Here is a 19,657-nt window from a genome sequence, read left to right as displayed (position 1 = left end):
GCGGCCATCGGCCCCAGCGGGTCCGGCAAGTCGCCTCTCTCCGCGCACACCCAGGTGGACGCGGTGGTTGCCGGCAGCAGGAGGTGCCGCAGCATCTCCACCGGCAGGTGGTGGAGCAGGCCGGCGAGACGGTGCGGTCGATGTCGGTGAACGTGGGCCTGCCGACCTGGCGTTGCAGGACAGTAGTTGGTGCCGCAGTGCCCGTATCTCCACGTCCTCCTCCCGGTTCGCTACCGGGGACGGCATCATGACCTGTCGTGCTGCCGCGCCTGGCCTACCTCGCCGCACCCAACACCCACGCCCTGCTGCGCCTGTTGCCGATGTGTGGAACCACAGCCATCTCCTGCACGTGCTCCGCGAGTTCGAGGTGCACGACAGGGCATCAGCCACACCGGGCCCTGGATCAAGCCACCCCGCTCCGCCCGCTGCCCGAACCGATCACCGAGCCAGGACAGATCGCGCACCAGGCGATCCGCCGACGAGACCGACTCGGCGGAGCCCTTCACGAGTACCAACATGCAGCCTGAGCTGGGCGAATGAATTGTCGACACCCGCAGACCCAGTGCCGGTGCACGTCCATGACTTCGCCGGCCCGCAGTTCGGGAATATCGCTACGAGGGTCAGATCAGCGCGATGACCGCACCCGGCAGTCTGCCTCCGGCGCCCGACGAGCGGCAGATAGCACCGGCACCGCCGCGCCCGGCCGTCAAGCTCCACCGTGGCGGAGGCGCCAGCCCGCCCACGCCGAGGCGATCATCTCGTCGACATCGTGCCGCGAGGACCACCCCAGTTCCTTGACGATCAGGTCCGCGGAGGCGACGACCCGCGCGGGGTCGCCGGGGCGGCGGGGCTCGGTCTTCGGGAGAAGACCGGCGCGGCCGGTGTGGGCGCGGATGCGGTCGACCATCTCGGCGACGGAGACCCCTTCACCGCGGCCGATGTTCATTGTCAGGTCCCCCGCAGAGCCGCTCGCGCAGTTCGTGGCGAGACGGCGCGCGGCGGCGAGGTGGGCGGAGGCGATGTCCTGGACGTGGATGAAGTCGCGTACGCACGTGCCGTCGGGGGTGGCGTAGTCGTCACCGAAGATCCGCGGTGACTCGCCCGCGTCCAACTTTTCGAAGACCATCGGAACCAGGTTGAAGACGCCGACGTCGGCGAGCTCGGGCGCGGCCGCCCCGGCCACGTTGAAGTAGCGCAGGCAGACCGTGTCGATGCCGTACGCCGCACCGGCCGCGCGGACCAGCCACTCGCCGGCGAGCTTGGTCTCGCCGTACGGATTGATCGGCGCGCAGGGAGTGTCCTCCGTGATGAGGTCCACATCCGGCATGCCGTACACCGCCGCGGAAGAGGAGAAGACGAAGTGCTGGACACCCGCCGCCGCGCAGGCGCCCAGCAGGACCTCCAAGCCCTGCACGTTCTCCCGATAGTAGAAGAGTGGCTGCGCGACTGACTCGGGCACCTGCTTCTTCGCGGCGAGGTGGACCATACCCGTCACGCCGTGCTCCGTGATGGCCGCATCAAGCGCCGCGCGGTCCAGCGTGGAGCCCTTCACCAGCGGTATCTCCCGCGGCAGCCGCTCGGGGATGCCGGTGGAGAGGTCGTCGAAGACGACCACCCGCTCTCCGGCTTCCGTCATGGCACGCGCGACGTGCGCCCCGATGTAGCCCGCTCCGCCTGTGATCAACCACGTCGTCATGAGCGCCACCCTAACGACGGGGAGCGACACGGTAGGAAGCCGCGTGACGTATCTCGTTGATCTCCTGCCTTTCGCTTCCCTTTTTCTTTCCTCTCTCTCACCTGGTCTTTGTGGGTTGTTGCGTAGCGTGTTCAGGACGGTGTGGGCCGCGCGGCACACAGGTGTGTCCATCGGCATACGCGGCCGCAGGATTTCAGCACTTGAACATTCGAGATCTCATTGCCTCTCGCAACATCACCCGTATTGGTCCCGTCTTCATCAGGGAAAGTCACTTCATGACCTTGTTCAGCGTTGTCGTTACCGCCCTCGATGCGCAGGGCTACCTCCGGGAGTGTCTCGAGAGCGCCCTGAACGGGGCGGCTGCTGACACCGAGGTCGAGGTCGTCGTCGTCGACAACGCCTCGACAGACGCCAGCAGAGCCATCATCGACGAGTACGCCGAACGGGACGAGCGGGTGCGGGCCGTGCGCCTGCCACGTCGACTGCCGGCCGGTGCCGCGCGGGTGGCCGGAGCCCAGCAGGTCGGCGGCGACTACGTGTTGTTCCTGGAGGGACACGACTCCCTCATGCCGGATGCGCTCGTGACGCTGGCCCGCCGCGCCGAAGAGACCGGACGGCCCGACGTGATCGTCTTCGACCACGTCAGTTCGACCTGGTCCGACTCCGCGATCGGCAGCGGCGACGGGCGGTTGTTCATCGCCCCCGGCAGCGAGGTCTTCACTATCGAGGCGCAGCAGAAGATGCTGAACCTGACGCCGACGATCGCCAATCGCGTGCTGCGCGCCGACTTCTACGCCGCGCACCAGGCGTTGTTCGGCCAGGACGAATACACCGAGGTGCTCCCGGCCATCGGCTCGCTGCTCGCCGCCGAACGGATCGCGATCACCGAGGCGGTGCTGGTGCGCCGCAATGCGCGCGAGGTACCGCTGGGCGAGGAAGGACACTCCAACCTCTTCCCACAGTACGAGGCGCTGTGGAAGCTGCTCGGCTCCGGGCCGGCGATGACCGAGGCCGCTCGGATCGTCTTCAGCGGCATGGTCCGCCGCTACCTGAAGGTGCTCACCCTGCCGGGGACATCCGACCGGCACCAGGCGAAGTTCTTCCACCGCGCCTCCGCGCACTTTCTGCGCTACAAGCCCGCCGACTACCAGCGGCCCGCCAACCTCAACGGGGTGCGCCACGCCATGCTGGAGCGCGGCTCCTACTCCGGTTACCGTGCATTGCAGCTCGCCAACCGCAAGCGCCGCAGCATGCGCACCCTCGCAGCCAAGGCGAGGAAGAAGGCCGCCGAGGTGGCGAAGGAGGGCGCGTACCGCGAGCAGTTGCGCCACCCGATCGAGGAAGACCTCGCCGTCTTCTCTGCATACTGGGACCGCGGCGTCACCTGCAACCCCGGCGCGATCTCCGCCAAGCTCGGCGAACTCGCCCCGCAAATCCGCCAGGTGTGGGTGGTCCGGCGCGACGACGTGCCGCTGGTTCCGGCCGGGATCGACTACGTGGTGCCCGGCTCGCACAGGTACTGGAGCGTGCTGGCGCGCGCCAAGTACCTGGTCAACAACGTCAACTTCCCCGACTCGGTGATCAAGCGACCGGGCCAGATCCATGTGCAGACCCACCACGGCACGCCACTGAAGCGGATGGGCACCGACCAGATCCCGTACCGGGCCACCTCCCGTGGCGTGGACTACGAGGCGTTGCTGGAGCGGTGCGCCCGCTGGGACTACAGCGTCTCCGCCAACCGGCATTCCACCGAGACCTGGTCACGCGCCTACCCAGTACCGTTCACCTCGCTCGACTACGGCTACCCGCGCAACGACCTCTACTACACCGCGACCGCTGAGGACGTGCTGGGCATCCGCGAGCGGCTCGGCATCGCGCCCGGCAAGAAGGCACTGCTGTACGCGCCGACGCACCGGGACTACGAGGCCGCCTGGACTCCGCGGCTCGACCTGGAGCGGTTGGCGAAGACCCTCGGCGACGATTTCGTCCTGCTGGTGCGCGGCCACTACTTCTACGACCGCGGCCTGTCCCCGCTGCAGGAGCTGCACCGGCGCGAACTGATCATTGACGTCTCCAGGTACGACTCCGTCGAGGAGTTGTGCCTGGCGTCCGACGCGCTGATCACCGACTACTCCTCGGTGATGTTCGACTACGCCAACCTGGACCGCCCGATCGTGGTGTTCGCCGATGACTGGGTGACCTATTCCGTCACCCGTGGCGTCTACTTCGACCTCACCGAGCAAGCCCCCGGCGCGGTCGCCCTGAGCCAGGCCGATATCGAGCGGTTCTTCCTGGACGGCAGCTGGCGGGACGATGCCACAGCAGCCAAGCGGGCCGAATTCCGGCGCAGGTTCTGTGAGTTCGACGACGGGCATGCCGCCGAGCGGGTCGCGCGCCACGTCTTCCTCGGGCAGGAGGCTGTCCCGCCGGTCATTCCGCTCGGCCGGCGCGTGCCTGCCCCGACCCCCGAGGCGGCCGCCGCCGTGCCGTCCCCATAGGTGACGCCCGTGACCAGCTTCGTCCACGACTCCACTCACCGAGCAGTTCCCACCGGAGGATCCATGGCCACGGCGACCCCCGACGTCACCGTCACAGTGATCGGGTACAACGACGCCGAGCGACTGCCGCGCGCGGTGGAGTCATTGCGCCGCCAGAGTCTGCGCAACATCGAGATCATCATCAGTGACGACCATTCCGCTGACAACACCCCCGAAGTGGCACGGGCATTGGCGGCTCAGGACGACCGCATCATCTACCACCGCCTGCCGGAGAACAGCGGCGGGTGCAGTGCCCCGCGCAACGCGGCGATGGAGATCGCCAGGGCGCCGTACCTGATGTTCCTCGACAGCGACGACACACTCCCCGAGCGGGCCTGCGAGACCCTGCTGGAGGCGCTGCGCGCCGACAGTGAGGTTGACTTCGCGATGGGTGCCGTCGAGCGGGTCCGCACCGACACTGGGGCCCTTTCCTACTGGCACCCGCACCTGTTCGAGCGCAAGCGCACGGTGCGTGGCATCCGGCGCGAGCCCAGCGTGCTGTTTGAGCACCTGTCGACCAACAAGATGTACCGCCGGGAGTTCATCGACCGGCACACGCTGCGCTTCCCGCTCGGCATCCATTACGAGGACCAGCTGTTCTCGGCGCAGGCGTACTGCCTAGCCCGCGCCTTCACCATCGTCCCGGACCCGGTCTACCGCTGGTACATATCACCGTTCGACGCCGCTGACGCGCTGTCCATCTCCAACCAGCGCCACCGCATCGAGAATGTCCGCGACCGGGTCGATGTCGCGAAGCTCATCGACGACTTCCTGGTCGACAGCGGTCACCAGGAGATCAAGACCGACAAGGACTTCAAGTTCCTCAGGCACGACCTGCGGATGTACACCGGTGACCTGCCGTACCGCACGCACGACTGGATCAAGCAGTTCAGCGACGAGGTCTCGCCGTACCTCGATACCCTCGCCCCCGAGGCGTTCCAACGCCTGCCGCGAGATCAGCGGGTCGTCATCCAGCTGGTGCGCGAAGGGCGGTACGAGGAGGCTCAGCTGGCGGCCCGCGGCATGGACCGGGCGGCCGGACCGCGTGAAGTCACGGAGGACGCCGCAGGGCGCGTCTACTGGGGTTCGGTGATCCCCGCTGACCCGGATTCCGCCCGCGAGCTGGAGATCACCGATCTGGCGCCGCGTAGCCGGCCGTTCCGCAACGCCCTGCTGCGACACGAGATCACCCGGGTCACGCCGGCCTCCGGCTCCCGCATCACCTTGGACGTGCGCACCTACGACCCGGGAAACCAGTTGCCGATGGGCCCGGTCGTGGCGACGATCCACCTCGCGCCCGCAAGGAAACGACTCAGCACCTCCTTCCGGCTCGACCCGGTCCACCCGGGGCTCTTCGAGGGCACCGTCACCATCGATCTCGGTGCAGTCCCGTTTCCGCTGCAAGGCTTCTCCGGGGTGCGCCATCCGGTGCTCACCATCTCCCGGCACCGCCAGCAGAACACCGGCGTGCTGCTCGCCCCGCTGAACTTTCTCCGGCTGAGCAAGAAGGTCACCCACCGCCGCGGCATGGCCGAGCACTACGTCACCATCGAGCCCGAGGGCCACGGCGGCGGCCGTCTCAAGATCACATGGGAGCGCGCGGGACTGCTGGCGAAGGCCGAACCGCACCTGCCGACGCTGCGCAAAGTCGTGGGTCCCGGCCTGCGCCAAGCGCGCGGTGTGATCCGCGGTCTGGTGAAATAGGTAGCCGGTCTCTTTCCGAGTGTGACCACCAGCAGCAGCCCCAGGCACGGTGATGACGTGCCGCTTCGCGCGTCGAACCCGTGTGAGGCGGTCGGCGCCGCTGGGACACAGCGGCCTCCCCTGCACCTCGGCAACGCCCCCGAGCTCCGCAACATGCGAGAGGCCGGGGAGCGTACGACGTCTCAGGAGTCGCTGACCCGGAGCATGACGTCGCCACTGGGGCTGGTGGCGACCTGCCGGACCGCGAGGTCCGCGCGCCGCGCTTCGTTCGGCAGGAAGTATTCGGGGTAGCCCGCGGCGACGGTGTACGAGTCGTACGCGGCGCCACCTCCACCGCGAGCGCGATCTGTGCAGAGACGAAGACTGCGGGCAGTACTCGGCCCCCTGACCAGTGGTCGGTGACACCGCCCGCCACGTAGACCACCGCGCCGAGGGCGAAGAAGATCACCAGCGGATCGAGCCGCTCACACCGGAACCGCGCCGTGAGTGCGGCATCGCCCAGGCCCGGCCGAGCCCATCCTTGCCGGTGCGCAGGAGCACCGATATCCGCGGGCGGCCCGGCTCGTTGAACCGCTCGGCCAGCGCCTAGGCGACGTCTCCGGTCCCGTCCGGGCTGTTGTCGTCCACCACCAGCGGCCCCAGCCCCGACAGCTCCAGCGCCATGAGTGCCTCTGCCATCTTCGGCAGGTTCTCGGCCGCGTTGTACGTCGGCATCACCATGGTGAGGGGGATGCCGCTCCGCAGCGTGGGGAGCGGGCGAGGACGGCGCAAGGCTGCGGCCGCATCGTCGGAATCTGGTCTCGCCAACACCCTCATCAGTGCCTTCTCTCCTCTCGGTCGGTTGGGCCGCTGCCATCAGGAGTTCGACGAGAAGCGGATGGTGCCGTCCGGGATCGACGCGCGGCCCCTCACACGTACTCCGGCGAGCAGTTCGTTGTCCCCGCCGATCTCGGCCTGGTCTCCGATCACGGCGTTCTCCAGCACGGTGCGCGAACCGACGCGCGCTCCCGAACCGACCAGGCTGGAGCGTACGCACGCACCCGCCTCGATCCGTGCGCCGTCGAGCACGATCGAACCATCGACCACCGCACCGGCGGCGATGTGGGCCCCCTCGCCGACCACCGTGCCGCCCAAGAGCTTGGCGCCGTCGTCGACGTGCGCCCCAGGCAGAATCAGGTACTCGCCCACCCGGCCGGGCAGCACCGGGGAGGGGACAACTCCGCGCACCAGGTCGGCGGAAGCCTGGATCAGCGCCGCAGGCCGGCCCAGGTCGAGCCAGTACGTCTGGTCGACCACCCCGTGCAACAGTGCCCCGGAGGCGAGCAGCCCGGGAAAGGTCTCCCGCTCCACCGAAACCGGCCGGCCGGCCGGGATGGTGGCGATGACCGAGCGACGGAAGACATAGCACCCGGCGTTGACCTGATCGGTGACGATCTCCTCGGGGCGATCGGGCTTCTCGGTGAAGGCCAGCACACGCCCGGCTGCGTCGGTCGGGACCAGGCCGAACGCACTGGGGTCCTCGACCCGGGTGAGGTGGAGCGAGACGTCGGCGCGCGCGACGCGGTGGTGCTCCACCAGAGCAGCGATGTCGAGCCCGGTGAGAATGTCGCCGTTGAAGACCAGCACCGGCTCGTCGGGGCCGCAGCTCAGCACCGTGGCGGCGTTGCGGATCGCGCCGCCGGTGCCAAGCGGTTCAGTCTCGTGCACGTACGTGATGCGAAGGCCGAAGTCCGCGCCGTCACCGAAGTACGGCTCGAAGACCTCGGCCAGATAGGAGGTGGCGAGCACCACGTGGCCGACGCCCGCGGCCCGCGCCCGGCCGAGCTGGTGTGCAAGGAAAGGCACCCCGGCGGTCGGGACCATCGGCTTCGGTGTGTGTTCCGTGACCGGGTACAGGCGCGACCCCTTCCCGCCGACCAAGAGGATGGCTTCCACTGACTATCTCCTGTCTTGCGAAGACTTCGAAGTGCTACGGGGATTGACGGAAGGTGCGGTGATGCGCGCCATGACAGATCAGCGCGGAAACGGCCGCGTAAGGGATGCCGGTGTGCTGGTGGGCCGCCACGGCACAGAGGAAGCAGGCTCTGCCGCAGCGGGAGCTTCATCCTGCGTGGCCATGCGCCGGCGACGCGTACCGCGTGAGCTACCCGAACCGCCGGATCAGCCTGCGGGCTCGCCCCCCGGCGATGCGCCTCAGCCCACGGACACTGTCCACCACACGTAGCCTCAGGGCCGATCCCGGCGTCACATGTGCCTGCACAAACAGTGGGCGTCCCAGACGTACGACGGTCCGGCGGCATGCCTGCTCGGCCCCCGACGCGCGCACCTCGGCCTGCACGGCCTCGCCTCCGGCACAACGTACTTCGGCCGTGATGCCCCAGGCCATCAGGTCCGCCGGACCGGTCAGTTCACTGGTGCGCAGCCGGGCCTCCGCGGCCCAGCCCTGTTCACCCGGGACCAGCGGAACCTCGGTGACGCGATCGGCACATGTCCCGGATCGTTCCCGAAAGACGACGCGTACAGTCTGCGGGGCGAGAGCGGCAAGCCTGCCGTACAGGTCATGCACCCGCAGGGTGAGCCGGGTGACCCGACCTGTTGTCACCCGCCCGTCGATCGCTATCGGCAGTTCGCGGGGGGCCAGTTGGTCGAGTCCTTCCAGGGGAACGGACGCCGGGCCCGGCCCGAACACGGGCGTGGCGCCGTCGGTGCTGTACGGCGGCGCCAGGCGCGGCGGCCGGGCCGCCAGCTCCACCAGGCGGCCGGTCTCCGCGGGCTCGGGCAGTGCCTCCAGAACACGGCCGAGCCACTGGGAAGGCACGCGTGCGGCGGCGTAGCCGGCGGCGCCGAAGGTCCTGAGGTATCCACCGGTCACCCTCCACCAGTTCTCCTGATACTCCCTGGTACGCAGTGGCAGTTCTCGTGTGTACATGGCCACGTCGTAGTCGAGGAACTTGCCTTGCGCGGCGGCCACCAGATCCGGGTGTCCGGCTGTCCGCAAAACCTCCACGGCCTGCCGGTGGGCAGCCACCCGGTGCTCCCAGTTGGAGATCACCGCGCGGCGCAAAGAGATGGACAGACTCGGCGCCTGCCTGCGCACGTGCCAGACGTAGACCGGGGTGTCCACGATCGCGAGCCGCGGCTCGGCGGCGTAGAGCCGGGCGGTGAAGACGAAGTCCTCGTAGTGGAAGGCACCACTCGGAAACCTGACGTTGTGTTCGGCGAGAAAATCCTGGCGGTAGAGCTTGTTCACCGACAGGGTGTCCCACAGGAGCCCAGGCTGCTGTCCGATCCCTTCGAGTACCTGTCCCGGCAGTTCAGCGCCGGCAGACCGGTCGAAGAGTTGGGGCTGCCACCCCGTGGTCCGACCGTCGGGGAGTTCACGGCGCAGGCACTGGCCCGCCACGACATCGGCGTCATGAGCGTCCGCGGCCGCCAGCAGCGCGTCGACGGCGCCGGGCAGGAACATGTCGTCGCTGTCGAGGAACATCACGTACTCGGAACGTGCGGTAGCCATGCCGTCGTTGCGCGGGGTTCCACAGCCGCCACTGTTGCGCTCCCTTGACAGCACCCGCACCCGGTCGTCGTCGGCGAAGACGAGCAATGCGTCCCGTGTCCCGTCGACCGACGCGTCGTCGACGACGATGACCTCGGCCACCGTCTCTCCCTGAGCGAGCGCCGAACGCACCGCGTCGGGTACGTGCTCCGCGTCGTTGTAAACGATCACCACGACACTGACGTGCCCGGTGGTCGTGCATGCTCGACCGGAACGGTTCCGTACGGGGACCTCAGCGCCACGCGCTGTGCTGTCGCGCATCACGATGAAACCGCCGAGAGAGCTGCGAGGCTGATGTCGGTGCTGATCGCGCCGAGGGCGTGGCGCGGCTGGAAATCGAGCTTCATGCGGACCCCGGGGTCGAGTGAATGCGAGACCTCGTGACCGGAGAGGGCGACGTCATACGCCGACGGTCCGCGGGTACTCGCCAGGACTCGCCCCAGCTTTGCCTCGCGATGTAAGAGCAGGACGCGAAACAAGCTAGAGCGCGGTGGGAACGCGACCGTGTGGCGTGCAGGCGTCGTAACCAGCCCGCACAACGAGCTGCTGGCGTACTGTCCGTGGGGCGGGCCCAGTTGAATGCCGCCGGTCCCTGGGTCAGTTACGGGCGCGAGCGGTCAGCGGCAGCGGGCGGTCTCCAGAAAGCGGCGCAGCCGCCTGCCCACCGGCTTCTCCACCCATCGGGCCACCGCGTGGGACAGCGCCAGCAACACGACCAGCAGCGCGATCAGCAGCGGCCACCGCGGAACGTCGTGGCGGAACGCCCGGATCGCGGTGTACCCGATCTCGTCGTGGAGCACGTACAGCGGGTACGTCATGGCACCCGCCGTGCTGAGCCAGCGCACATCGAGACGGGCGAGCGGGCCGATGACCGAGAGCACGAGCAGCGTCAACAGCACGGTGAAGACCGCGACCGAGCCGAGCCAGGAGACGTGCCAGCCCAGGGCGTTGGAGGCCCACGTGGAGCGGCGGGCCAGCTCGTGGACCTCGACCAGCCAGGAGAAGCCGAAGACTGCCCACGTCTCGGCACGCGAACCGAAGCGATGGATGAGATACAGGCAGACGCCCATGATGAACGGCTGGCTGTACGACGGCTCGAAGACCGCGTCCCACAACGCGGAGCCAGAGAGCTCTGCCGGGATCGACACCAGCGTCCACGCCAGGCAGAACAACAGCACCCGCCGGTACGTCGCGCCGAAGAAGAGCACCACTGCGAACAGCAGGTAGAACCGCATCTCCGACCACAGCGTCCAGTACACGCCGCTGACCTCGGAAACTCCCAGAGGTCTTTCGAACATGGTCAGGTTGACCAGAACAGCCCGGTGCGACTTCGGCTTGTTGACGGTGGGGCACACGGTGAGCACGGCCGTGGTGACCAGCACGCCCAGCCAGTACGCCGGATAAAGGCGCGAGATACGAGAGGCAGTGAACTGGCGCATGGTACGCCCCCACCCCGACAAGCAGATCGCGAACCCGCTGACGGCGAAGAAGATCTCGACGCCGAGGTACCCGTACTGCGCGAGGTGGTGCGCTGCCGGGAACACCTTGGTGGTGGGCGTCTCCCAGGCGCCCCGTGTGCTCCCGGCGCCGGAGGCGACGAAGTGGTATGCGACCACCAGCAAAGCGGCGACCAGTCGAAGCCCGTCCACCGCACGCAGGCGGCAGCCGACCGGAGAGACATAGTCCGGTGGGTCGAGATAGTGGTGGAGGCGCCGGGCGATGCGGGCGGGCGGTGCGTGGCGGTGGTCCGCTGTACTCATACGCGAGGTGTGCTCTTCTCCTCGACTGCATCGTGCTCGTTACCACCGCGCTCGTCGCCATGCCTACTCGAAGTAGGCTCGCAGCGTCTCGACGAGGGACGTCTCAGCGTCGTCGTCCGTGTCCCCGTCCGGACCCTCATCCTCATTCTCTGGCAGTGAATCCGTCAGGTCGCTCAGGGCGTCGTCGGACTCGTCACAGTCACGTGTGATGGACGTCAGCCTGGTCATGTCTCCCTTCGGGGCAGCGTCTATGGCATGCGGCTCACCCAGACGTACTGCTCGGGGCCACGCGGGCGCGGCGGCCGTCACTACGCTGACGAACGGAGGTAAGCCGACGCCGTGGTGACAGTGAGAGCTGAGTGAGAAGCGTCGGTCCCGTTGTCGGCAACGCTGCACGACCGTGCTCACGCTCACGGTCCTGCCGGCCACAGCCCCGGTCAGCTGGTGGCTCGCAAGACGGATCATCGCGGCTCGAACTGGCCGTGCCAGTCTGCGGCCCGGACGAAGCGAGACGGCGCGGGCGCGCTTCCGACGACATGCTGGGCAGTCCGGCCCGCGCCAGGCACGAGCTGCGCACCCCTCTCACCTCACCACGGACGAACATCGCCCTGCTCCGCCGACTCGACGAGCTGTCGACGCAGGCCAGAGCGGAGCTCATCTGGTTCGGTCGTCGCCTGCCCGGCGTAGTACTTCTCCTCGAACTCGATGGGGCTCAGGTAGCCGAGTCGTTGCTGGACGCGCCGGCTGTTGTAGAAGCCGTCGATGTACGTGAAGAGGGCGAGGTTCGCCTCGGCATGTGTGGCGAAGATCCGGCCGCGGACGCATTCGGTCTTGATCAGCATCCAGAGATTTTCCGCGAGGGCGATATCGCAGCTGTCCCCGACGGCCCCATGGATGCCTCAATTCCCGCTCGCAGGAGGCCGGTTGTGAGCTTGATCGACGTCTACGGACAGCTGTGGTCAGAGTTCGAGCCGGTACCCGTGCCCTCGCAAGGTGGTGATGCGCGGCATCCGGTACGGGGGTGATACTCCGTGCGGCCGCACCATCACGTCGGTCAGACGTCGTCGGAGCCCCGCCATGGTGACGTCGAGTGTCTTCGTCGAGCCGAACCAGTTCTCGTCCCACACCTCGGCCATCAGCGTCTCGCGGGACACGGCCTCGCCTGCGTGCCGGGCGAGCACGGCGAGCAGCTCGAACTCCTTGGGGCGCAGCTCGATTTCCTGATCGTGCAGGGTGCACCGGCGCGCGGTGACGTCGATGACGACATCGCCGGCCCGGAGCGGCTCCTGGGGAGGTGCCGCGATGGTCCGGCGTCGCAGATGGGCTCGCAGTCTGGCCAGCAGCACGGTCAGGCTGAAGGGTTTGACCAGGTAGTCGTCCGCTCCGGCGTCGAGCCCCGCGATGACGTCGATGTCGTCGGTGCGGGCGGTGAGGATGAGAATCAGCAGGTCGGGAAAGCGGGCTCGCAATTGGCGGGCGACGTCGAGTCCGTCCATGTCGGGCAGACCGAGATCCAGGAGCAGCACGTCGTACCGGGACTGCGCGGCCTCGGTGAGCGCGCCCGCTCCGGTCCGGCTCCACGCCGGCGCGTAGCCGTTGCTGCGCAGTCCGGATTCCAGGTGACGGCCGATGGTGTCGTCGTCTTCGACGACAAGGATCCGGAACCGGGCGGGGGCAGGTGCGGGCGTGCGCATGAGGGGCAGCGTAGAGCGGGAGCGGGTGTTCACAGATCCCGGAGTTCCTCGACGGCGGGTCGGGCGGCCCGGCGTACCCCGTTCAGGGCTGCGGCCAAGATGGCGAGCGTCGCCGCGAGCGCGGTCAACACCAGATAGCTGCCGGGCACCGAGAGGGCTGCCGGTGGCGGATCAAACACCCCGGTCAGGACCTTGACCAGCATCTCCGACAGCGCCCAACCGATCAGCGCGCCACCGGCGAGGCCGCCCGCGGTCAGCAGGAGAGCCTCCGTGAGGACCATGCCGCGCAGCTGACGTGGTGTGGCACCCAGCACGCTGGCGATGGCGAAGGTGCGCCGTCGTTCCGCGAGCCCGAGCGCGAGGACGAGTCCGCCCGCTCCGGCCGCGAGGAGTACCGCGAAGGCCAGCTCGATCCGGGTGAGCCCGGCCAGGTCCACGGAGGTCAGGCTGGTTCCCACGGTGCCGCGGGTCTGTGTGAGGTCGGTGACCGTGGCACTGGTGCCCAGCTGATGGCGCAGCCGCTCCGCGATCTGCTTCTGATGAGTGCCTGCGGTGTCCAGCAAGAACGCGCCGACCGCGTCGCTGCCGGTTGCCTTGGCTACATAGGCGGCGTTGGCGACGAAGAAGCTGTCTTTGGGCGCGGTCGGGAACTCCTTGGCGACACCCACGTAGTGGAACGGCACCGTGCGCAGTGCCTTGGTGTGTGCGTCCTGGATCCGCAGGTTGACCGTGTCGCCGGGTGTGAGCTGGAAGTCGTGGACGGTCTCCGCGCTCACCAGCAGTCCGTCGGGCTGGTGAGCCAGCCGTTTCATGAGTGTGGCAGCGCTGCCTCCGGAGAAGTACGCGTCCTGCAGCGAAGTGGCCGAGGCGACCGTGGCCGGGCGCACACCGTAGAGGTCCTGGAGGTCGGAGCCCACGTATGCGAACCGGTGCTGGATGGGCTCGACATGACGGACTCCGGAGACCCGCAAGGCGCTTCCGGCGCTTGCCGGCGTCTGAGCCCCGGGCGGCTCGGTGACTGTGACGTCGGCTCCGTTGGTGAGCCGGGCGTCGACCTCGGCCTGCTGCTGGTACGTCGCGTTGAAGGTTGCCGTCGACACCGCGAACGACACCGCGAGGGCGAGCAGCACCACCGAACGCGCCAGCGGGCGCCGGCGCCGGGAGAGCACCGCGGCCGTCGTCCCGGCCAGGCTGGACGCCAGCGGCCGCGACAGCCGGGTCAGGATCGGGCGTGCGTGTGTGAGAGCCAGCAGCGTGAGCCGCCACAGCAGTAGCGCAGAGCCGATCCACAGCAGAGCAGGGCCGAGGAAGGCCCAGTAGGACACGGAGATGCTCGGCACGCCCTCCGGGGCAAGGACCAGCGCGTACTGGTTGCCGGACGAGGCCCGGAATATGAGCCAGGAGCCGATCAGCAGCACGAAGTCGAGCCCATAACGCAGGACCCACGGGAAGCCCGTGCGACGCTCGGTGCGGTGCGTGTCGGCAACGGTGACGGTGCGCAGATCGCGCAGCGCGGGGATGAGGACCGCGGCCGTGGCCACCGCGGCACCGAGTGCGAAGGCAAGGACGTACCAGGCGATCCACTGGCCGGTACTCGTCCCGAAGGAGGCCGATCCGAAGGCGATCCGGCCCGTCAGCGCGGCGGCAACGAGCCCCACGGCGCCGCCGGTGACGCCTACCATCGCGGCTTCCAGGCCGGACAAGGAGGCGATCCGCCGGGGCCGCAGCCCGCGCAGCCTCAGCAGGCCCTGTTCGCGGCCTCGCCGCTCCCCGCCCGCGGCGGCCACCGCGGCGGTGAGCGCGCCGGCTAGCACCGCGCCCGGGACGCCTAGGAAGAGGAAGAGGATCTGGGCGTACAGCGCGTCCTGGCGTGCGGAGTCGAGGGCGGCGCCGAGGTTGTTCCCCACGACGGCTTGGCCTGAGGCGCGGGCCTCCAGGTTGTGGGCGGCGCGGGTCACGCTGTCGAACGCGGAGGCAGGGTCGGTGGGCAGCTTGGCGTCACGTGCTGCGTGGATCTGGGTGGTGACGGCGGCACCTGACGCGTGTGCGGTCAGGGAGGAGAAGGTTGCGGTGGGGACCAGCAGCACGTTGTCCGGTGGCGCGGTGGGCTGGGTCTGGCTGGGGGCTCCCACCTTTTGGAACAGGGAGTCGGCCTGCGGGAGGTCGACGACTCCGGCAACGCGGACCTGGTGCGCGCCTGTCCCAGGGAGTTGGACGCTGATCGTGTCGCCGGGGGCGACATGCAGGTTGGACGCGGTCTGCTGAGCCAGCAGCACGCCGCTGGTGCTTCCCGTCAGCGACCGGATCTCGCCTGGGAACAGCTTTTGGTAGCCGTCTGGCAGGCCGAGGACCACGCCGGGCCCGGTCGTCTGCACGGTGCCCTGTGCTCGAGCGGTGTACGAGCTGCTGTGGGCGAATCCGACCGGGAGTGCCGACTGGACGCCGGGCGTCTTGCGCACCAGCGAGAGCAGTGTGTTCGGGTCGGTGCCCTGTTGGACCTCGACCTGCCAGTCGACGGCGACCGACCGCACGGCGCGCTGCGTCATGGTCGCCTTCGACGCGGTGAGGAAGGATCCGAGCGATGCGATGAGCGCGACGGCCAGCGCGATTCCAGCGAGGGCCGCGAGGAGCCGCCCGGTGCGGTGTCGGGCCAGGCCGCCCGCCCATGCAGTGTTCATGACGCTTCCTTCGGGGCCGTGGCGCTCGCCGTGGTGTTGGACAGACGGCCGTCACACATGGTCAGCCGGATGTCGAGACGAGCGGCGACGACCGGGTCGTGCGTGGTGACCACGAGGGCCGCGCCGGTGCGGTCGGCCGCCGCGAGCAGGGCGTCCAGGACGAGGCCGCCGGTGGTGTGGTCGAGCCGGCCGGTGGGCTCGTCGGCAAGGATCAACCGGGGAGCCTGGGCGATCACCCGGGCGGCCGCGGCACGCTGTGCTTGGCCGCCGGAGATCTCCTCTGGTAGCCGGTCGGCCAGGTCGGCCGCGTGTACGAGGGCGAGCGCGGCTTCGGCCGCTTCCCGCGCTCGGGCGTCCGGCATCCCGGCGAGGACGAGTGGCAGCGCAGTGTTTTCGGCGACGTCCAGGGCGGGGATCAGGCTGTCTCCCTGGAAGACGAGCCCGATGTCGCGCGGGCCACCGAGAGCGGGCCACACGACGATGCCGCTGGTGGGCTGCTCCAGCCCGGCCAGCAGGTGCAGCAGCGAGGACTTGCCCGACCCAGAGGGCCCGACGACCGCGAGCCTGTCCCCGGCCCGCACCTGCAGACTCGCGCCGTGGACGGCTACCACTGCGCCCGCACCGCGGCCGAAGGTGAGGGCGGCGTCCTCGCAGGCGACCAGGACATCGCCCGGCGTCGCGGAAGGCTCCCCTGACTGCGAGACGGGCTCGTCATGAGGTGTGCAGGGCCCGATGGAGGACGAATCAGACGCTTCTTGGGCCCTGGTGAGCCGTGCAGCGGCCGCCGAGAGGTCGCCGGGTGACACCGCGCGCTCGGCCGAGGCCCGCGCGGTCTCGCGGTGCGGCGGCACAGGCTGTTGGCGGGTGCTCACGGACGCGCGGGCGGGCGTTCCGGGTTCGCCCCGAGTCGTTGCGGGTTCGCTCGAGGGCGCCCTGTCCTCATGCTCAGACATCGCTGGCCTTTCCGTCGTCCAGGGCGATCACCCGGTCGGCGACCCGGACCGCTTCCGCGCTGTGCGTGACGATCAGTACCGCGCAACCCGCAGCGGCACGGTCGCGCAGCATCTGGAGGATCACGCGTTCGGTGTCGCCGTCGAGCTCGCCGGTGGGTTCGTCGGCGAGCAGAACGCCGGGTGAGTTGGCGAGCGCGACGGCCAGCCCCGCCCGCGCCAGCTCACCGCCGGAGAGCTGGCGGGGCAGCGCGTGGACACGCTGCGCCAGCCCGAGCTGCTCGAGCAAGTCCTGTGCGGGTACAGCCGGGTGACCGCGCACCGCACTGTGCGCGAGGCGCACGTTGTCGCGCACGCTGAGATGCGCGACGAGATTGCTGGTCTGCAGGAGCACACCGATGTGGCGGGCCCGCAGCCGGGCGCGCTCGGTCTCAGGCCGGTGGCTGATGCGAACACCTCCGACCCGCACCTCACCCCCCGAGGGCTCGTCGAGACCGGCCAGGCAGGACAGCAGCGTGGACTTGCCCGCCCCGGACGGACCGACGACGGCGACTGTCTCGCCGCGCCCCACTCTCAGGGACACACCGCGCAGCGCGAGTGTCTCCTCCTCCCCCGACCGGAAGAAGCGGTACAGCTCCCGTGCGGAGAGGGCGCTTTCGGCCGCCGTGGCCTGCGACGCGGATTCGCGTGCGGCACTGACGGGACTCTGCGGAGCGCTCAGCATCCCGCGCCTCACTTCCACGCGAAGGAGTCGCTGACGATGCGCCAGGGGTCTACGTTGTCGGCGTTGACCGGCCCGGACAGGGTGAGGTCCACCTCTCGGCCGTGCTGATAGAACGCGTACCGCTCGAACGCGTCCCGCACGACCTTGCCGGTGACCGGGTCCGCAGCGGAGTCACCCCGGTACTTCAGCAGGACGACGGGTCCCGCCTTCCGTGCCGCCTGCGACACCTTCGGATCGGCGAACTTATTCACCTGGCGGCGCAGTTGGGGGACGACTTTGGATGTGACAGAGGTAGCCGTGGGCGCTGACGAGGTGGTCGCGGCGGAGATCTGGACCTGGTTCAGCTTGTCCGTGAAGGTCGTGGTGCCGCCCTTGTCGGTGCGCGCCCACCCTTCCGGCACCTTCACCGTGAAGCCACCGCCGAGCGGCTTGTAGGTGACGTAGGCCTGGTTGTCGGGGATGTCACCGGGAGGGTTCGACTCGGTGGGGACCGGAGTGGTGCCGCCGCTGTGTGCGGCGGAACCCCCGGAGCTCGAGCCCGCTCCCGTGGCCCCGCCTGCGCCGGAACACCCTGCGGTCAGCGCCGCGGTGAGTACGAGCCCGACAACACCGATGGTCTGTACGCGTGCCATGGCCACTGCCCTCCTGATTACTCTGCTGAGGTGACCGGACGGTCATGCCACCGACGCTAGGAACCGGCCGGTTAACGCCTGGCTCGGCGAGGGTTAGACGACGGCAAAAGCGCGTGGCGGGCTACGTGCAACCTGGCGGATGGCCCGCATGATGAGGGCATGAGACAGCGTGTCGTGCGGGTGGCCGTCACTGCGGTGCTGGTCGCGCTGGTCCTCCTCGCCGTCCCGCTTGCCCTCGCCATCCGGTCCTCCCTGTACGCCGACCAGCGAGACACCCTCGAGCGGGCAGCCCTGGCCGCCGCCGTCCACGTGAACCCGGACTACCGCAGCGGTGACCCGGCGGAGCTGCCGCCACCCGCGACCGGCGAAAGCCTCGGCCTGTACGACCCGCAGCTGACCCTGCACGCGGGCAACGGACCCTCCAACGGCGACGTGGCGGTCCGGCGGGCGCTTCGCGGGCTGGTCGCGCGGACACAGACCGGCGGTGACCTCGTCGTCGCCGTACCCGTCCCGCACGACGAGAAAGTCATCGGCGTCGTCCGAGCCTCCTCAGCCGTGTCGGCCGTCCGCAACCGCGTGCTGCTCGGCTGGGCAGCCCTGCTCGGCGTGGCCGTACTCGCCCTCACCGTCGCCGTCCTCGTCGCCCGCCGTCAGGCACGGGCGCTCGCCGCGCCACTCGAAGATCTGTCCCGGCACAGCCGCGCGGTCATCGAAGGCGATCTGACGGCCCGCGCGGCCCCCAGCACCATCCCCGAGATCGACCAGGTCGCCCGGACGCACAACGACATGCTGCACAGCCTCTCGGAACTCCTGCGTCACGAACGGGACTTCACCACCAACGCATCGCACCAGCTGCGCACCCCGCTGACCGGCCTCCAGCTCACCCTGGAATCGGGCCTCGAACAGAACGACGCCCAGCTGCGTCGCGTCCTGGAGGAGGCGCTGACGTCGACACGGCGGCTGCATCACACGGTCGAGGAGGTACTCCGCCTGGCGGGCTCGCCCGAACCGGCGCGCCGGGCGGTGCCTGACCGACTGGTCACCCAGCTTCTGCAGGAGACCGAACAGCGATGGCACGGCCTCTTCGCCCAGGACGGAAGACGTCTGGAATTCGCCGTCCAGGACGCTCCCGCCGACGTGCGCGTCCCAGGCGGGCCCGTCGCGGAGATCTTCGGCGTCCTCCTGGACAACGCGCGCACGCACGGCCACGGCAGCGTCCGCGTCGCCGTCCGAGATCTCGATGACGCCCTTGCCTTCGACGTGTCCGACGAGGGCACCCTGGGCGTCGAGCCGGCCCTCCTCTTCGACCGCGGACACACAGGTTCCGACAACGCTGGCACAGGGATCGGCCTCGCCCTCGCCCGCGATCTGGCCGTTTCCCTGGGCGGCCGAATGGTCGTGTCGAGCAGGCGCCCCACGACCTTCACGCTGCTCGTCCCCGTACACCGCGAGGACTCCGCCCAGTAGGCGCCCCCGACCGCGCCGCACCGGCGGATGCGCTCCGACTCCGGCCGACAGAGTCAGCGCACCGCGCCGGTCCAGGTCGAGGATGAGAGCGGTGGACATGGTCGCCCCCGAGCGGGAGAAGCCGGGGAAGAGCAGCGCCAGCCTCTGCGAACAGCCCACCAGCATGGCGTCCTTGAAGGTGGTGTCGTCCTCGGGGTCGCCGCGACGCGCCTCTCCTTCTTCCTGGGCATCCCCGACCTGACCGGCGCCGGCCTGTACGAAC

The 19,657-nt window shown here is 69.2% G+C and carries 14 protein-coding genes and 2 pseudogenes; 3 read left to right on the top strand and 13 right to left on the bottom strand.

The window, feature by feature from the left end:
* Nucleotides 1–706 precede the first annotated feature (706 nt).
* Entirely contained in the window at nt 707–1,696 is a 990-nt protein-coding gene (gene galE, locus ACWFR4_RS34020; RefSeq protein ID WP_453463245.1) for a UDP-glucose 4-epimerase GalE, read from the bottom strand.
* 275 nt (nt 1,697–1,971) lie between these two features.
* On the opposite strand from galE, the gene ACWFR4_RS34015 reads away from it, so the two are divergent.
* Together ACWFR4_RS34015 and ACWFR4_RS34010 are read left to right on the top strand one after the other, a co-directional pair.
* Complete coding sequence (locus tag ACWFR4_RS34015; protein WP_453463248.1) at nt 1,972–4,194, top strand: bifunctional glycosyltransferase/CDP-glycerol:glycerophosphate glycerophosphotransferase; 2,223 nt, start codon at nt 1,972–1,974, stop codon at nt 4,192–4,194.
* Between the two features lie 63 nt (nt 4,195–4,257).
* Nucleotides 4,258–5,937 (top strand): glycosyltransferase family 2 protein, encoded by a 1,680-nt coding sequence (locus ACWFR4_RS34010; protein ID WP_453655966.1) that lies wholly within the window; start codon nt 4,258–4,260, stop codon nt 5,935–5,937.
* 498 nt (nt 5,938–6,435) lie between these two features.
* On the opposite strand, the pseudogene ACWFR4_RS34005 reads toward ACWFR4_RS34010, so the two are convergent.
* The 11 genes and pseudogenes from ACWFR4_RS34005 to ACWFR4_RS33955 form a co-directional block, all read right to left on the bottom strand.
* A pseudogene (locus tag ACWFR4_RS34005) lies at nt 6,436–6,657 on the bottom strand (glycosyltransferase); the annotation flags it as partial.
* Between the two features lie 135 nt (nt 6,658–6,792).
* Nucleotides 6,793–7,872, bottom strand: coding sequence for a sugar phosphate nucleotidyltransferase (locus tag ACWFR4_RS34000; protein ID WP_453655930.1), 1,080 nt, complete (start codon nt 7,870–7,872; stop codon nt 6,793–6,795).
* A gap of 208 nt (nt 7,873–8,080) precedes the next feature.
* Complete coding sequence (locus ACWFR4_RS33995) at nt 8,081–9,661, bottom strand: glycosyltransferase family 2 protein (RefSeq protein ID WP_453655929.1); 1,581 nt, start codon at nt 9,659–9,661, stop codon at nt 8,081–8,083.
* Nucleotides 9,662–10,107: 446 nt separating this feature from the next.
* Nucleotides 10,108–11,250 (bottom strand): acyltransferase family protein, encoded by a 1,143-nt coding sequence (locus tag ACWFR4_RS33990; RefSeq protein WP_453655928.1) that lies wholly within the window; start codon nt 11,248–11,250, stop codon nt 10,108–10,110.
* A gap of 63 nt (nt 11,251–11,313) precedes the next feature.
* Entirely contained in the window at nt 11,314–11,478 is a 165-nt protein-coding gene (locus ACWFR4_RS33985; RefSeq protein ID WP_453466881.1) for a hypothetical protein, read from the bottom strand.
* 359 nt (nt 11,479–11,837) lie between these two features.
* Nucleotides 11,838–12,092: an IS3 family transposase gene (locus tag ACWFR4_RS33980; protein WP_453466879.1), complete on the bottom strand. Its 255-nt coding sequence runs from the start codon at nt 12,090–12,092 to the stop codon at nt 11,838–11,840.
* Between the two features lie 117 nt (nt 12,093–12,209).
* Nucleotides 12,210–12,944, bottom strand: a complete 735-nt coding sequence (locus tag ACWFR4_RS33975) for a response regulator transcription factor (RefSeq protein ID WP_453466877.1) — start codon at nt 12,942–12,944, stop codon at nt 12,210–12,212.
* A 29-nt stretch (nt 12,945–12,973) separates the two neighbouring features.
* Nucleotides 12,974–15,622, bottom strand: coding sequence for an FtsX-like permease family protein (locus ACWFR4_RS33970; RefSeq protein ID WP_453655927.1), 2,649 nt, complete (start codon nt 15,620–15,622; stop codon nt 12,974–12,976).
* On the bottom strand, nt 15,619–16,494 hold the full coding sequence (locus ACWFR4_RS33965; protein WP_453655926.1) for an ATP-binding cassette domain-containing protein: 876 nt from the start codon (nt 16,492–16,494) through the stop codon (nt 15,619–15,621). The genes ACWFR4_RS33970 and ACWFR4_RS33965 overlap by 4 nt, the downstream gene beginning before the upstream one ends.
* 73 nt (nt 16,495–16,567) lie before the next feature.
* Nucleotides 16,568–17,296 carry an ABC transporter ATP-binding protein gene (locus ACWFR4_RS33960; RefSeq protein ID WP_453655925.1) on the bottom strand — a complete coding sequence of 243 codons (729 nt, stop codon included), beginning with the start codon at nt 17,294–17,296 and terminating at the stop codon, nt 16,568–16,570.
* Between the two features lie 8 nt (nt 17,297–17,304).
* Nucleotides 17,305–17,928, bottom strand: coding sequence for a hypothetical protein (locus ACWFR4_RS33955; RefSeq protein ID WP_453655924.1), 624 nt, complete (start codon nt 17,926–17,928; stop codon nt 17,305–17,307).
* 159 nt (nt 17,929–18,087) lie between these two features.
* Here ACWFR4_RS33955 and ACWFR4_RS33950 point away from each other — a divergent pair, with 159 nt between their 5' ends.
* A complete protein-coding gene (locus ACWFR4_RS33950) occupies nt 18,088–19,395 on the top strand; it encodes a sensor histidine kinase (RefSeq protein WP_453466869.1) in 1,308 nt (435 codons plus the stop codon).
* A 3-nt stretch (nt 19,396–19,398) separates the two neighbouring features.
* Here the strand turns inward: ACWFR4_RS33950 and ACWFR4_RS33945 are convergent.
* Nucleotides 19,399–19,644 (bottom strand): annotated as a pseudogene (locus tag ACWFR4_RS33945) (undecaprenyl-diphosphate phosphatase); the annotation flags it as partial.
* Between the last annotated feature and the right edge of the window lie 13 nt (nt 19,645–19,657).

The organism is Streptomyces sp. NPDC055140, from assembly GCF_053607285.1.
The sequence above is the reverse complement of the archived record's forward strand: the minus strand, read 5'-3'. Positions and strand labels throughout refer to the sequence as shown.

Bases quoted from the DNA above. Each gene is read 5' to 3' on its own strand.
- galE (WP_453463245.1), bottom strand. From the start codon at position 1,696: ATGACGACGTGGTTGATCACAGGCGGAGCGGGCTACATCGGGGCGCAC.
- ACWFR4_RS34015 (WP_453463248.1), top strand. From the start codon at position 1,972: ATGACCTTGTTCAGCGTTGTCGTTACCGCCCTCGATGCGCAGGGCTAC.
- ACWFR4_RS34010 (WP_453655966.1), top strand. From the start codon at position 4,258: ATGGCCACGGCGACCCCCGACGTCACCGTCACAGTGATCGGGTACAAC.
- ACWFR4_RS33990 (WP_453655928.1), bottom strand. From the start codon at position 11,250: ATGAGTACAGCGGACCACCGCCACGCACCGCCCGCCCGCATCGCCCGG.
- ACWFR4_RS33985 (WP_453466881.1), bottom strand. From the start codon at position 11,478: ATGACCAGGCTGACGTCCATCACACGTGACTGTGACGAGTCCGACGAC.
- ACWFR4_RS33980 (WP_453466879.1), bottom strand. From the start codon at position 12,092: ATGCTGATCAAGACCGAATGCGTCCGCGGCCGGATCTTCGCCACACAT.
- ACWFR4_RS33975 (WP_453466877.1), bottom strand. From the start codon at position 12,944: ATGCGCACGCCCGCACCTGCCCCCGCCCGGTTCCGGATCCTTGTCGTC.
- ACWFR4_RS33970 (WP_453655927.1), bottom strand. From the start codon at position 15,622: ATGAACACTGCATGGGCGGGCGGCCTGGCCCGACACCGCACCGGGCGG.
- ACWFR4_RS33960 (WP_453655925.1), bottom strand. From the start codon at position 17,296: ATGCTGAGCGCTCCGCAGAGTCCCGTCAGTGCCGCACGCGAATCCGCG.
- ACWFR4_RS33955 (WP_453655924.1), bottom strand. From the start codon at position 17,928: ATGGCACGCGTACAGACCATCGGTGTTGTCGGGCTCGTACTCACCGCG.
- ACWFR4_RS33950 (WP_453466869.1), top strand. From the start codon at position 18,088: ATGAGACAGCGTGTCGTGCGGGTGGCCGTCACTGCGGTGCTGGTCGCG.